Below are 12,799 nucleotides of genomic sequence, written 5' to 3' on the forward strand. Positions count from 1 at the left end.
GGTCCTCCTCAGCGCCGGGAGACGAGCACGCCGCCGGCAAGGGCCAGGAGCGTGATCAGCCCGGTCGTCAGGGTCTGGTATTCGAACGGGATGGCGGCAAAGAAGATGACGTTCGAGATCATGCCGATGACGAGCGCCCCGAGAAGCGAGCCGAAGGCGCTGCCCCGCCCGCCGGCGAGCGCCGTGCCCCCGAGGACGACCGCCGAGATCGAGGAAAGGGCGAGGAGCCGCCCCATCAGCGGATCCCCGCTCGCCGTCTCGCCGGTGAGACAGAGCGCGGCGAAGGCCGAAAAGAGCCCCGAGAGCATGTAGGCGCCGATCCGGATCGGCCCTACGCGCAGCCCCGTCTGGAAGGCGGCGGTGCGCAGGCCACCCGTTGCCATCAGATGGGTGAGGAAGGGACGTCGCGCGATGAAGGCGATGGCGAGAAGCGCGAAGACGAAAATCCAGAGGACCGTCGGAATGCCGAGCACATTGCCCGCATAGGTACGCCAATAGCCCGCCGGGACCGGCAGGCCCGCCGTCGGCAGGACGCGGAGCGCGAGCCCGCCGAAGATGATGCCGGTGGCGAAGGTGGTGACGATGGGCTGGAAGCGCAGGATGGCGATGAGAACGCCATTGAAGAGCCCGCAGGCGAGCCCGGTCAGGATGCCCGCGGCAATGCCGAGCAGGATGCCCCCGGTCTCCCCGCCCGTCATGGCGATGACCGAGACGGTGACGACGTTGACGAGCGCCACGATCGAGCCGACCGACAGGTCGATATCGCCCCCGAGGATCACATAGGTCTGCCCGATGGCGACGAGCACCAGCGGCAGGAAGACCGTGAGGTTTGACTTCAGCACGTTGGGCGTCAGCAGATTGGGCTGCAGCGCCAGATTGACGAGAAAGAGCGTGACGAGGGCGGCGAGGGTGACGAGCCAGACCCGGCCGCGCAGACTGTCCCTGAGCGCACTCATGCGGTTTCCCCATAGGCTGCGCGGGTGAGGTGGAAGGCGTCGCGCGTATCGCCCGAAAGCTCGGCGGTGACGGCGCCCGAATTGAAGACGAGAATGCGGTCGCAAAGCCCGAGGAGCTCGGCATCCTCGGAGGCATAGAAGACGATCGAGGTGCCCTTGGCGGCAAGGTCGCGCGCGAGCTCGAAGAAATCGCCCTTGGCGCCGAGGTCGATCCCCTTGGTGGGATCGTCGAGCAGGAGGATCGAGGCGTCGGTCGCAAGCCAGCGCGCGATGAAGATTTTCTGCTGGTTGCCGCCCGAAAGCGAGCCGATCGGCGCCTCCATGCCGGCATATTTGGTGTTGAGGCCGGCCGCGGCCTTTTCAAAGCGCGGCTTCAGCGCCGAGGGCCAGACGAAGCGGCGCCGCTCCGAGACGAGGGTGGCGGCCGCAATGTTCTCGAAGATCGAGCGGCCATGGAGCGCTGCATCGCGTCCCCGGTCGCCCGACACATAGGCGAGCCCGGCCCGGATGGCATCGGCGGGGCGGCGGAGGCGGACGGGGCGGCCATCGACGCTGACCTCGCCCCGGGCGAAAGGTTCGGCGCCGAAGAGGCCCTGGAGAATGGCGGACTGGCCCTGGCCCTGGAGGCCGCCGAGCCCGAGGATTTCGCCCGGCGCGACCGAGAAGGAGACATCTCTGAGCCGCCCGCCAGAGACCGACGAGACGACGAGGCGGGGCGTTTCACCCGCAGGCCGTGGCGGACGCGCCTCCCGCTGGTGGTCGGCCAGCTTGCCGACCATGTCGTGAACGACCGTGTCGCGATCGACCTCGCCGGCGCCATACTCGGCGACGGTCTCGCCATTGCGCATGACGGTGATGCGGTCGGCGATCTCGAAGACCTCGTCCATGCGGTGGGAAATGAAGATGATGGCGACGCCTTCGGCCTTCAGCGTACGGAGAATGGAGAAGAAAAGGTCGACCTGGCGCTTGTCGAGCGCGGCGGTCGCTTCATCGAAGATGATGATGGAGGGGTTCCGCGCGAGGACCTTTAGGATTTCGACGATCTGGCGCTGGTCGGGGCTGAGGCGCGAGACATTGGTGCCGGCGGCAAACCCCGAGCCCGCGACAGCGGAGAAGCGGGCGATCAGCACCTCGGTATCGGCGATGAGGCGCCGCCGGTCAACGAACCCGGCAGCATTGCGCGGCTCGTGCCCCAGGAAGATGTTGTCGGCGACGCTGAGCTGGGGGACGAGGGAAAGTTCCTGGTAAAAGAGCGCGACGCCCAGCGCCTCGGCCTCGCGCGGGCTCTTGAGGTCGGCGGGGCGACCGTCGATCTCGAGCGTGCCGCCATCGCGCGAAACGGTGCCGGCGATGATCTTGCAGAGCGTGCTCTTGCCGCAGCCATTGGCGCCGAGGAGCGCATGGATCTCGCCCTTGCCGACGCTGATGCGGCCGGATGAAAGCGCGGTGATGGCGCCGAAGCGCTTGGTCACGCCCTGGGCGTGCAGCGCGCGAGCGGGGCTCGGTTCGGCGGATGGGGTCTGCGTCATGACAGCCTCGCGGGGCCACGCGCCGGGCCCTGAAATGCCCGCGCGAATGCATGTCTCAAAGCGTCGGGCGCGCGTTTGATCGGGCGCGCCCCTGGCCGGGATGCGCGGCCCGCCGGAGCGGACCGCGCGAAGGCGTCGATTACTGGAAGAACTCTTCGGCTTCCTCGACAGTGAGCGAGGTGCTGACCGAGTAATAGCCCGGCTGGCCTTCGGCTCCGGCGCGGGTTTCCTCGAGGTTGTCGGCGGTCACCAGCGGAATGGGCAGGTAGATGGCATTGCCATAGACGCCGCCGAAGACGTCGTCCTTGAACTCGCGGCCCTCGAGACGGAGTACGGCGACGTTGAGGGCGCTCGCCATCACGCCCGGAGGATTGACCGATGCGCCCGAGGTCAGCCCATCGGAGGCCCAGACATCGAGGAAGTCCTTGCGGATTTCACCGGTCGCGGCGATGTCGGCGGTCTTGCCGGCCGCCTCGATGGCCCGGAATGCACCGGCGGCCATGCCGTCCTGCACCCAGACGCCGTCGATGTCGGGATAGGTGGCGAGCAGGTTCTGCATGGCCTGCTGGCCCTGCGCCTGATCCCAGTTGGCGTTGGTTTCGGTCAGGAGCGTGATGCCCGGATTGGCCTCGAAGACCTCGCGGTAGCCGGCGACGCGCATTTCGTTGGCGGGGTTGCCGGCGACGCCGTTGATGGCGACGACATTGCCTTCACCGCCCATCTCGTCGACGAGCCACTGGGCGGATTTGCGGGCCCAGTCGGTCTGGTCGATGCCGACATAGATGGCGTCGGGCGAGGAGACTTCGGCATCGGTGGCGATGACGAGGATGCCCGCTTCGGCCGCCTGGGCGAAGACCGGATCGAAGGCGGTGGGGCTGTTGGGGTTGATGATGATGGCATCGACCCCCTGGTTGATGAAGTTGCGGATGTGGCCGATCTGGCCCTGCACGTCGGTATCGGCGCTCTGAATGACCAGTTCGACCTCAATGCCGCGCTCGGCCCACGCGTCGGCGGCGGCCTGGGCCTCGTCGATCATCTGGGTGCGCCATTCGCTGCCAACGAAGCCGTTGGACAGGCCGATGGTGTAGCTCTGGGCCATGGCGGTACCGCTCATGAGCACGGCAAAGCTCGCTGCAAGAACTGCAAGTTTCATTGTCGATCCTCCTCACTGGACGACGGCAGGACGATCCTCCGCGCCCCTGTCACCGAACCCACTCTCTCTTGGGTGGCTGAGGCGATCATGTAACCGGTTACATAGCCTGTCAAGTGGACCAGTTCCGCTTTGTCGCACCGGTCGGGAAGGGGTTGTCGGCATGCGCGAATTGGGCGAGCATCGAGCAGAAAGAGGCGGGGAGAAGCGGATGAACCAGCATGGCGTGACGACGTTCGCGGGGGTCGCGCACCCCTTCATGTGCGACGTCACCGGGCACATGAGCGCCCGGCATTACATGGCGATGTTCGACGATGCGACCCTCGCCATCCTCGGCATGATCGGCGATCGCGAGAGCGCGCTCGCGGCCCGGACGGGGTGGGCTGACGTGCGCTGCGAGATCGATTATCGCCAGGAGGTGGAGCCGGGCAGCCTCATCACCATCCAGTCGCGCGTGGTCCGGCTCGGGCGCTCCTCGGTAACACTCGGGCACGAGATGATCGGCTCGATCGACCGGCTGGCGCGCGCTCAGGCGCTGGTCGTCACGGTGCATTTCGATCTCGTCGCGCGCCAGGCAATCCCGATGCCCGAGGACTTGCGACGGCGCGCTGAGGCGCTCGTCATCGGCTGAGCGGCCCTGCTACCCCAAATGGGGTATGGGCATCTGCGCTGGCTGTTCTAGCCTTCGCTCGTGATCGAGCGATGGGGTTGCTCATGGCAGATAGCGGGCATGGCCATGTTCGGCGGTCGGGGGGCCGCCCGGGCGGATCTTTCGTCATGCCCGCTCTTGCGAGGGGGCCGGGCCGGGGGGCGGTTCCGGCTCCCTCGCATCGATCCGTCCAAAGCGGTTCATGGGCGCACCCGGGGGCAGGGGCATGAGCGTCCTCTATCTTGTCGTTCAGGGCGCGGTGTTCCTCGTCTGGATCGTGTTGATGGCGCAGCTCCTGCTCGCCCTGCGCGCCGAGGCGGTGTCGGCAAGCGGCAGCACCATGCCGGGGCTCCGCGCGAGCGTCGATGCCTTCCGGCTGGGGCTGGTTTCGCCGCGCTATGGGCGGGACCGCAGGCGGATCGGGATCGTGACGGTCGTGCTGCTGGTGCTGGCCGTGCTGGCGCCGGTGGCGATATCAAACGGATGAGGAGGCGTGACGATGGCGGCGCGATTTCTGGCGGCCCTGATCGGGTTATGGGTCTTTGCCTCGGGCAGTGCGATTGCCGAGCTTAGCGCGGCCAGCGCATGCCCCTCGGAGCGGGCGGTCTACACTCATGAGTTCGAGGACGGGACGCTCGAAATGGGGTTCTGGCCGGCCCGCAATTTCGCGTCCATGGCGTCCGATCTCTATCTCTACCTCACGACCCCGGCGCGCACCTACTGGTTCACCTTTTCGGTCTCGCAGGGCTATAGCGGCATGACGCTGTTACCGGTCAGCGATCCGCGCGCCGAGGAGGCTCGTGAGAGCGGACCGCGGGATCTCCTTGCCCGCTATGCCGACGAGGATCCCGAGCTGCAGGATGTTCTGGTCTCGCTGCGCTTTTATGCGCTCGATGAGGATTTTACCTTCCTCTTCGAGCCGCCGGTAATTGGCGAGCTGGCCCCTCCCTACATCATGGCGCCCGAAATCGGCCTGACGCTCTGGTATTCGCCCGGGGCGCTGACCGAGGAGGAGGGCGCCGAGCGCGACTCGATCCCCCGCGCGCTCCTGCAACTCACCGATTGCCTCCCCGAGGATCGGGCTCCCGCCTATCCCTGAGCTCAGCTGAGCCCGAGCCGGCTCGCATGCCGGCTGGCCTCTGCGCGCGATGATATGCCGAGCTTGCGATAGATCGCCTTGATGTGGGTCGCGATCGTGGTTTCGGCGAGCCCGAGCGCAATCGCGACATCGGCATTGCGCAGCCCGCGGGCGATGAGAGCGAGCACTTCGGTCTCGCGCGGCGTCAGCTCGCCCGACGGCTCGGCGACGGGACCGGTGCGCTGGAAATGCTCCATGATGCGGCGCGCAATGGTGGGGGAGAGCGCGGGAATGCCATGCCGGAGCTGGACGAGCTGGCGATGGATCTGCTCGCGGGGCTGCCCCTTCAGCAGATAGCCCTGCGCCCCCGCCGAGAGCGCCGCCACGATATGCGCATCGTCGCCCAGAACGGTGGTGATGACGCAGAGCGCCTGCGGGGCGGTGCGGGCGAGGCGCCGGATGACGTCGAGCCCGGAGCCGTCGGGCAGGCCGAGATCGACGAGCGCCATGTCCCAATTGCCCTCATCGGCGGCTGCGAGCGCTTCGGCGAGCGTCGGCGCGGTGGCGATGACGGCCTCGGGAAAGGCACAGCCGGCGATCTCGGCGAGCCAGGCGCGCGCCTCAGGCAGGTCTTCGACGATCAGAAGTCTTGAAATCACGAGGCGGTCTCCGCGTTCGGAAAGCGGATTTCGATCCGCGTACCCGCATTAGACGCCAGAAGGAGGGTTCCGGCATGGTCATTGACGCGGGCCCGCATGTTGCCGAGCCCGCTGCCGGGTGCGGTGGCCGCGCTATCGAAGCCGCGTCCGTCATCGGCGATGGTGAGGGAGAGGCCATTTTCGTCCTGGTCGACCAGCACGCTGAGGCGCGAGCCTTCCGAATGGCGAATGGCATTGCTCGCTGCTTCGCGCACGAGCGAGCGCAGGGTGTGCGCGAAACGCGCGCTGATCGTCGCGGTGCTATCGCAGGTGGCGTGCCAGTCGAGGGTCAGCCCGGCGGCCACGAGCCGCTCGTCGGTTTCGTAGCGCAGTTCGGCAAGCACCTCCTCGAGCGCCATGCCGAGGCCCCTGGCATTGCTGATGATGTCGCGCAGGTCGGTCAGCGTTTCGCCAAGCAACGCGTCCTTGCGGGCGGGGTCGGCGGTCTGGATGCTGCGCATCAGCTGGGCGCCGATATTGTCGTGCAGGTCGCGCGCGATGCGGCGGCGTTCCTGGCGGACGCCCTGCTCGTGCGCATCGCGGCTTTCGAGCGCATGGACGAGCAATTCATGGAGGTCCCTCGCGCGTTCGACGTCGCGCATCGAAAAGAGCCGGCGGCCCGCCGCGGCGTGGCGCAGGAGGAGGGCGGGCACCGGTCCATGCCCCGGCACGAAAAGCCCGAGCCCTTCCTCGACGAGGCTGGCCGGCCCTTCGCCCGTCGCAGTCTCGATGGCCAGCGGTCGGAACGCGGCCTCGATCAGCGCGCGCCAGCGGCGGGACTGTTCTGCCCGGCTGCGCGCGAGCGCGATGTCGACGATTTCCCGAAAGCGCCCGTGGGTGACTGTCTCGGCCGGCCAGAGCCGGTGCCCCAGCATGTTGCGCAGCGGCAGGTAGATGATCGCGACGAGGAGGAGCGCAATGCCGAAGGCGGGGACGCGCTCGATGGCGACACCATAGACGAGGATGGCGTCGAGCCCGATAAGGATCAACGCACCGAGCAGGTAAGAGCCGAGCCGGAAGGCCCAGGTGCCCAGATCGAAGAGCCGGTAGCGGGCGATGCCGAGGGCGAGCCCGGCATAGATGAGCAGCAGGATGCCGAAACCCTGCGCCTGGGAGAGCTGCGGCTCGAGCCCAAGCAGGACCGGCGCTGCAATCGCAAAGACGAAGACGCCGGTGCCGCAGAGGATCGAGAGCCCGAACCAGCCGAGCGCCGCGCGGGCCAGCGGATCGGCGCGGGCAAGGAAGGTCTGTAGCCCGACGAGGCCGGCGATCAGGAAGAACATGACGAGCATCGGCCCATAGGCGCCGAGGCTCTGGCTGGGGAAGAACTGGCCGATATGGCCGATGCAGAGGGCGACGAGCAGCGCCCAGAGGCCCCATAGCGCCCCGTGCGGCACGAGGCGCCTAGGATAGACGAGGAAGAGGCAGATGAGTGCGACGCCGAAGGCGTTGGTGCCGATATAGTTGCCGGCCGAGAGCAGGCGGAAGAGCTCGGCGGGAATGGCGAGCTCGCGCACGCTGTAGACGGACGCCGAAAGCGCCGAAATCATGAGGCCGAGGCCGGTGAGGAAGAGGAAGGCCGCGCTCGGATCGCTGCGGCGGAGCGCCCAGACCCAAGCGCCGATCAGCAGGCCGCCAATGCCGACGAAGAGCTGAAGCCAGTATTCGACCGGCAGGGTCGCAAGGGGGCGGCCGGGCGCTGGCACGATGTCGGCAACCAGCGCTTCGCCGGTGGCGGTGGTGCCGGTCAGCGTGACCGAAGCCATTGCCGTGATCGCTGCGAGGGCCGACTGGCGGGCGCGGAAGACGTTGACCTCGTCGTAGGACGCGAGGGTGTCGGGTTCCTCGAGGATGTCGTCTGCCCGCAGGGCGACCGGGTCCCGGCCTGATGCCGCCAGGGTTTCGAGCCGCGTCCCGGCGGGCACTGATTCCTGCGTGCTCGCGACGATCTGCACCCGCCCGTCATCGGTCGGGCCGAGAGTGAGGCCGAGATGAGGCTCCCGCGTCACGAGATAGAGCGAAAGGACGGCAAAGAGCACCGCGAGGCCGAGCGTCGCCGCAAGGATGGCGCCGGGCGACGGCGCAAGCCCCAGCCGATCCCGTTGCGCTGCCCCTGAGCTGCCTTCCATGCGCATCCCCCGATCCTCAGAACGGGGGATGCCACATCTTTCGGGGTCTGCCTAGTTTTTGGTTCGAATTTTGACGATGTGGGTGGATCAATTGATGAAATCAGGTGCGTGCGTGGCCAGGTGCGGTCCCTTGGCAGTCCTCGTCTGGGGGTTGCTTGGCGCGGGCGGGGCGCTGGCCGAGTTCCCGCGCGAGGGCGTGCCCGAGGTGCCCAATGGCGTGCCCGCGCCATTCGTCGGGGCCTGGCAGATCGGCTTTCCGGAAGGCGAGGGCATGATCAATGGGGAGCCGATCGTCGTGTGCGGTGATCCGGTGCGGCTGCGCGCAGACGGGGACACACACATTATCTACGCCTCGCCCACCGGGCAGGAGACGCGCTTCGAACTGATGGCCTTTTCGGGGCGAACGAGCTGGTTGCCGGAGGGCGGTGAAAGCACGCTCGCGGTCTTTACCGGCCCCGACAGCTTTTTCACTTACACCGTCGACCTCATGACCGGCCGCGCCCGCTGGGACGATCCGCGCGTCTTTACCCGCTGCCCCGGCTAGACGCCATCAGCCGCGGCGCTGGGCGCGGGCCGGGCTGAAGCCCCAGGCGAGCGCGACGGTGCCGAGCGCCAGCAGTGCGGGCAGGGCGGCGGTCACCATGAGCGGCGATCGGACCAGCAACAGCGCCGCCATGCCGGCCCAGAGTATGGATGCGAGGGCTTCGGTCAGCGTCGCGATGCGCGAGGCGACCTGCCGGCGGCGGAACATGGCGCGGCGCATGGGCATGCGGAACCAGAGCTGGATCGCGGTCGCTGATCCGGCCGCAAACGCCGCGCCGATGGCGGTGATGAGCGCGGCCCGAGGCTCGGCGATAAGGATGGCCAGAAGGAAGGGCGCCAACAGCATCCCGACGACCGCAAGGACCGCCTCGACCTTTGCGCGCAGGATCGCGCCGGGGGGCAGGGGCGCTGTGCGCACGAGGTCATGCGCGTCCTCGCCGGAGACGGCAAGCCAGGCGAGCCCGCCCGCGAGCTGGCCCGAGGCCATGACGAGCACGGGCACGACCACGATCCAGATGCCCGCAGCGTCGCCATAATTGAGCCAGAGCAGCAGCGCCGGCGGCAAGAGGTAGAGCACCTGCATCAGGCTTTGCGAGACAAGCCATGGATCGCGCGCGAGGAGGCGCCATTCCTTACGCCGCATCGCATCGGCCGGGGATTTCGCCACGAAGGGCCGGGCGGGGCGGCCGGTGCGGGGCCGCTCGCCGACGCCGATGGCGGCTACTGCCTGTCGCGCAAAACGGGGCGCGCCCAGAACGAACACCGCCCCGAGCACGAGGCTCGCGGCCAGAAGGACGGCCAGCAGCGCGACCGGATCGCCCATCGCGGCGCGAGCGGGGAAAAAGAGCAGGCTCTCGGCGCCGGGCGCGCCGGCGGCGAAGGCCGGATCGGTCAGGAGGGCGAGGCGGGAGAACGTGCCGCTCCCCGCGATCGCCGCAGCCTGGACGCCGATGGCAAAGCCCGCCCCGACGATGGCGGCGACGATCTGCGCGACGAGCCGGGTGCGCCGGGCGCCGACCGTGGCAAAGAGCACGAGGGTGACGAGGATCGAAATGGCGACCGAGACCATGGCGAGCCCGACCAGCACCGGATAGGCTGCGAGCCAGTGGAGACCGTCGCGGAGCACGAGGACGTTGACGACCGGGCTCGCGAGGAGACACGAGAGCGCCGCGCTCTGGAGCGCCACCGCGCCGGTGCGCACGATGAAGAGCGTGGCGGGCGAGGCCGGCGAGGAGAGATAGAGGTCGAGATCGGCCCGGCCGTAATAGACCCGTGTCACCGCCTCGAGCGACTGGGCGAGGGTGACGGTGAAAAAAAGCAGCCCGCCAAAGCTCATCAGCGTCAGCGTCTCGCGGTCGGGCGCGACACCTGTCCTGATCCAGGGGGCGAGGATGATGTCGGCGGCCACATGCAGCAGTGCAGCGACGCCGATAAAGGCGAGGATGGCAAACCAGAGCCGTTGCGGCTTGCCGGCGGTGGCCATAGCGGCGAAATCCCGGAGGGCGAGGCGAGCCTCGTGCCGTGCCATCAGCGCGAAGGCGGAGCCCGGCATCAGAGGCTCGGGCCGTCGGCCTGAGGCGCGACGAGTTCGAGGAAGATGTCCTCGAGCGTCTGCTCCGTCCGCCCGGCGCGGGCGCGCAGTTCGGCGAGCGTGCCCTCGGCGACGAGCCTGCCTCCCGACAGGACGCCAATGCGGCCGGCCATGCGCTCGGCGACCTCGAGGATATGGGTCGTCATGATGATGGTGACGCCCGACCGGGTCTTTTCGGCCAGCACGTCCTTGACCTGGCGGGCCGATCCCGCGTCGAGCCCGGTCAAGGGTTCGTCGAGGATGATGAGGCGCGGATCGTGAACGAGCGCGCCCGCCAGCGCGACCTTCTGCAGCATGCCCTTGGAGAAGCCGCCGCAGCGTTCGTCGGCGAAGGGGGCGAGGGCGAGCCAGTCGAGGAGTTCTGTGGCGCGCCGGGCGGCGAGTTCGGTCGGCACGCGCCAGAGCCCGGCGACGAAATGGAGATATTCGCGTGGCGTCAGCCGGTCATAGACCATGGGCTCGTCCGAAACCCAGGCGGTCACGGCCTTGGCGCCCATCGGGTCTGTCGCCGTGTCATGTCCGCAGATCGCGATACGACCGGCATCGGGGGCAACGAGGCCGGCGACCATCCGGAGGATCGTCGTCTTTCCTGCGCCATTGGGGCCGAGGAGCGCGTAGAATTCGCCAGGCATGAGGCAGATCGAGACGTCTTTGACCACCGGGCGGCCATAGGCCTTGGCAAGGCCGGTGATCTCGAGGCTGGGCTGGGGCATGGGCACGTCCTTGGATGAGGAAATCTAGCCGATACCCGTTGAAGGGGGGTGAACGGAGGGGATCAAAGCCCCTCGGTCTAGCGGCGCCCCGTGATGCGGCGGGCGATCTGCCCGATCTGGTGCCTGAGGCTCACCGGGCGTTCGGGATCGACGAGATCGGTCTCGGCGAGGGTCTTTTCGAGCGCGGTGAGGGGGCGGGTCTCGAGCGGAACGAGGCGGCGGCTTCCGGGGCGGTCGAGCGCCGCGATGGTTGCCCGGATCGAGCCGGTGCGGGCTAGGGTATCGGCTATGGTTCCGGTATCGGTGCCCAGATGCTCGGCGAGCAGATCGTTGCGCACAGCGAGGATGCGGGCGCGCGTGTCGTCGGGATCGGGGGCAAGACGCGCGTCGAGCACGAGGTCGCACTCGCTGTCATAGCCCATCGAGCGATTGTTGAGATTGGCCGATCCGATCCGCAGGATCCGGTCATCCGCGATCATGATCTTGGCATGGACGTAGATCGGCGTGCCGGCGGCATTGAGCGGGTGCCAGATGGAGAAGCGCTTGTGCCGGTCGGCGGCGGCGATGAGGTGGAGGAGCCGGATGCGGGCAGAATCCATCGCCTCTGCTTCGAGCCAGCCATCGGCCGAAAGCGGGTTGAGCACGAAGATTTCGGGCCCATCCGGTTCGGCGAGGCGCGCCGCGAGCGCCCTGGCGATCGGCCTTGAGGCGAGGTACTGGCTTTCGATGTAGAGCGTTCGTTCGGCCGCAGCGATGATCGCGAAACTGGCCTTCTCGATCTCGGAGACCTGCGGGTTGCCGTTATGCTCGGCAAAGGTGCGGGCGATGCCGAGGGGGACCGAGGCGAAATCCTGCGCGATGTCTTCGGGCCATTGGGCCGTGATGGGCGGCGGCGCGGGGAGCGTTTCGCTCGTGGCGCGGCGCCAGCGGTCGCGCGCAAGTTCGCCGAGCGCGCGGGCGGCTGGCCCGGTCACGCAGGTGGTGGCGTCGTGCCAGGGGTCGAGCGCGCGGCCGAAGGGCGAACGGCGGGCCGGGTTGTTCTCGAGGTGGTCACGGGTGTCCCAGCGGCCGGTGGTCATGTCGATGCCCCCGCAAAAGGCGATCGCATCGTCGACGACGAGGATCTTCATGTGATGGGCGGCGGTCTTGGGATGGGCGCCGTCGAGCTTCATGGTGATGTTGCCATGGGCCATCCAACGGAGCATGTAGAGCGGGGTTTCCCCGCGCCCCAGCGAGCGCAGCATGCCCAGATCCCATTTGAGGAGGTAGATGTTGAGCTCGGGGCGGCGCTTCGCGATCCAGGTGAGGAAGCGCCCGATCTTGTTCGGCCCCTCCAGGGTCTTGCCATCGGGCTCGAAGCTGTTCCGTGCGTCAAAATCCCAGCCGATCAGGAGGACCGAGTGCCGGGCCGCGAGGATGGCGCGCTTGGCGGCCCGGAAATAGGCGGCAGCGTCGACGATGACGGCAAACTGCTCGGCCTCGGCCACGCGCCAGCAGGTTTCTCCCTCACGCAGCAAGCCGGCTTTCCGCTCGTCGTCGTTTCCGGCCAAGGCCTGCTCCTCCAATCGGCTCATCGCGTTCGCTGTGGCATGCTCGTGCGAGGGGCGCAAGCGCGAGGGACCTTCCCGGTGGCCACATGGCCGGCATGCACGGTCAAGGTCGTACGAAGCGGCCGGTCTATGGCATTATCTCCGAACCAGTGTGGCGCTCTAGCATTGTGTCACGACCAAGGCACGCGCGACGGAGCGGGTTCGTCGCGCCAG

The 12,799-nt window shown here is 68.0% G+C and carries 12 protein-coding genes; 4 read left to right on the top strand and 8 right to left on the bottom strand.

What is annotated here, in order from left to right; translation table 11 throughout:
* Positions 1-8: 8 nt before the first annotated feature.
* The 3 genes from EMQ25_RS02395 to EMQ25_RS02405 all read right to left on the bottom strand — a co-directional run bounded on the left by EMQ25_RS02395 (position 9) and on the right by EMQ25_RS02405 (position 3,638).
* Entirely contained in the window at positions 9-956 is a 948-nt protein-coding gene (locus tag EMQ25_RS02395) for an ABC transporter permease (RefSeq protein WP_127186949.1), read from the bottom strand.
* Positions 953-2,485 (bottom strand): sugar ABC transporter ATP-binding protein, encoded by a 1,533-nt coding sequence (locus EMQ25_RS02400; protein ID WP_127186950.1) that lies wholly within the window; start codon positions 2,483-2,485, stop codon positions 953-955. Before EMQ25_RS02400 ends, EMQ25_RS02395 begins: the two co-directional genes overlap by 4 nt.
* A gap of 139 nt (positions 2,486-2,624) precedes the next feature.
* A complete protein-coding gene (locus EMQ25_RS02405) occupies positions 2,625-3,638 on the bottom strand; it encodes a substrate-binding domain-containing protein (RefSeq protein ID WP_127186951.1) in 1,014 nt (337 codons plus the stop codon).
* A 208-nt stretch (positions 3,639-3,846) separates the two neighbouring features.
* Here EMQ25_RS02405 and EMQ25_RS02410 point away from each other — a divergent pair, with 208 nt between their 5' ends.
* From EMQ25_RS02410 to EMQ25_RS02420, 3 genes are all read left to right on the top strand, one after another.
* The gene (locus EMQ25_RS02410) at positions 3,847-4,266 is read left to right on the top strand and encodes an acyl-CoA thioesterase (protein ID WP_127186952.1); all 420 of its coding nucleotides are present in this window, start codon (positions 3,847-3,849) and stop codon (positions 4,264-4,266) included.
* Positions 4,267-4,510: 244 nt separating this feature from the next.
* Positions 4,511-4,771, top strand: coding sequence for a hypothetical protein (locus EMQ25_RS02415; RefSeq protein ID WP_127186953.1), 261 nt, complete (start codon positions 4,511-4,513; stop codon positions 4,769-4,771).
* A gap of 12 nt (positions 4,772-4,783) precedes the next feature.
* Complete coding sequence (locus EMQ25_RS02420; RefSeq protein ID WP_127186954.1) at positions 4,784-5,383, top strand: hypothetical protein; 600 nt, start codon at positions 4,784-4,786, stop codon at positions 5,381-5,383.
* Positions 5,384-5,385: 2 nt separating this feature from the next.
* Here the strand turns inward: EMQ25_RS02420 and EMQ25_RS02425 are convergent, their stop codons facing one another.
* Positions 5,386-6,021: a response regulator gene (locus EMQ25_RS02425; RefSeq protein WP_244606436.1), complete on the bottom strand. Its 636-nt coding sequence runs from the start codon at positions 6,019-6,021 to the stop codon at positions 5,386-5,388.
* Positions 6,018-8,189, bottom strand: a complete 2,172-nt coding sequence (locus tag EMQ25_RS02430; protein WP_158625927.1) for a sensor histidine kinase — start codon at positions 8,187-8,189, stop codon at positions 6,018-6,020. The genes EMQ25_RS02425 and EMQ25_RS02430 overlap by 4 nt, the downstream gene beginning before the upstream one ends.
* A gap of 130 nt (positions 8,190-8,319) precedes the next feature.
* Here EMQ25_RS02430 and EMQ25_RS02435 point away from each other — a divergent pair, with 130 nt between their 5' ends.
* Positions 8,320-8,733, top strand: coding sequence for a hypothetical protein (locus tag EMQ25_RS02435; protein WP_127186956.1), 414 nt, complete (start codon positions 8,320-8,322; stop codon positions 8,731-8,733).
* Positions 8,734-8,739: 6 nt separating this feature from the next.
* Here the strand turns inward: EMQ25_RS02435 and EMQ25_RS02440 are convergent, their stop codons facing one another.
* The 3 genes from EMQ25_RS02440 to EMQ25_RS02450 all read right to left on the bottom strand — a co-directional run bounded on the left by EMQ25_RS02440 (position 8,740) and on the right by EMQ25_RS02450 (position 12,586).
* Complete coding sequence (locus EMQ25_RS02440) at positions 8,740-10,284, bottom strand: permease (protein WP_127186957.1); 1,545 nt, start codon at positions 10,282-10,284, stop codon at positions 8,740-8,742.
* On the bottom strand, positions 10,284-11,036 hold the full coding sequence (locus EMQ25_RS02445) for an ABC transporter ATP-binding protein (RefSeq protein ID WP_127186958.1): 753 nt from the start codon (positions 11,034-11,036) through the stop codon (positions 10,284-10,286). Before EMQ25_RS02445 ends, EMQ25_RS02440 begins: the two co-directional genes overlap by 1 nt.
* A 77-nt stretch (positions 11,037-11,113) precedes the next feature.
* Positions 11,114-12,586 (bottom strand): phospholipase D-like domain-containing protein, encoded by a 1,473-nt coding sequence (locus EMQ25_RS02450; RefSeq protein WP_244606437.1) that lies wholly within the window; start codon positions 12,584-12,586, stop codon positions 11,114-11,116.
* Positions 12,587-12,799 lie beyond the last annotated feature (213 nt).

It is taken from the genome of Arsenicitalea aurantiaca, from assembly GCF_003994485.1.
Taxonomy (GTDB): domain Bacteria; phylum Pseudomonadota; class Alphaproteobacteria; order Rhizobiales; family Devosiaceae; genus Arsenicitalea; species Arsenicitalea aurantiaca.

Bases quoted from the DNA above. Each gene is read 5' to 3' on its own strand.
- EMQ25_RS02395 (WP_127186949.1), bottom strand. From the start codon at position 956: ATGAGTGCGCTCAGGGACAGTCTGCGCGGCCGGGTCTGGCTCGTCACC.
- EMQ25_RS02400 (WP_127186950.1), bottom strand. From the start codon at position 2,485: ATGACGCAGACCCCATCCGCCGAACCGAGCCCCGCTCGCGCGCTGCAC.
- EMQ25_RS02410 (WP_127186952.1), top strand. From the start codon at position 3,847: ATGAACCAGCATGGCGTGACGACGTTCGCGGGGGTCGCGCACCCCTTC.
- EMQ25_RS02440 (WP_127186957.1), bottom strand. From the start codon at position 10,284: ATGCCGGGCTCCGCCTTCGCGCTGATGGCACGGCACGAGGCTCGCCTC.
- EMQ25_RS02430 (WP_158625927.1), bottom strand. From the start codon at position 8,189: ATGGAAGGCAGCTCAGGGGCAGCGCAACGGGATCGGCTGGGGCTTGCG.
- EMQ25_RS02405 (WP_127186951.1), bottom strand. From the start codon at position 3,638: ATGAAACTTGCAGTTCTTGCAGCGAGCTTTGCCGTGCTCATGAGCGGT.
- EMQ25_RS02420 (WP_127186954.1), top strand. From the start codon at position 4,784: ATGGCGGCGCGATTTCTGGCGGCCCTGATCGGGTTATGGGTCTTTGCC.
- EMQ25_RS02415 (WP_127186953.1), top strand. From the start codon at position 4,511: ATGAGCGTCCTCTATCTTGTCGTTCAGGGCGCGGTGTTCCTCGTCTGG.
- EMQ25_RS02445 (WP_127186958.1), bottom strand. From the start codon at position 11,036: ATGCCCCAGCCCAGCCTCGAGATCACCGGCCTTGCCAAGGCCTATGGC.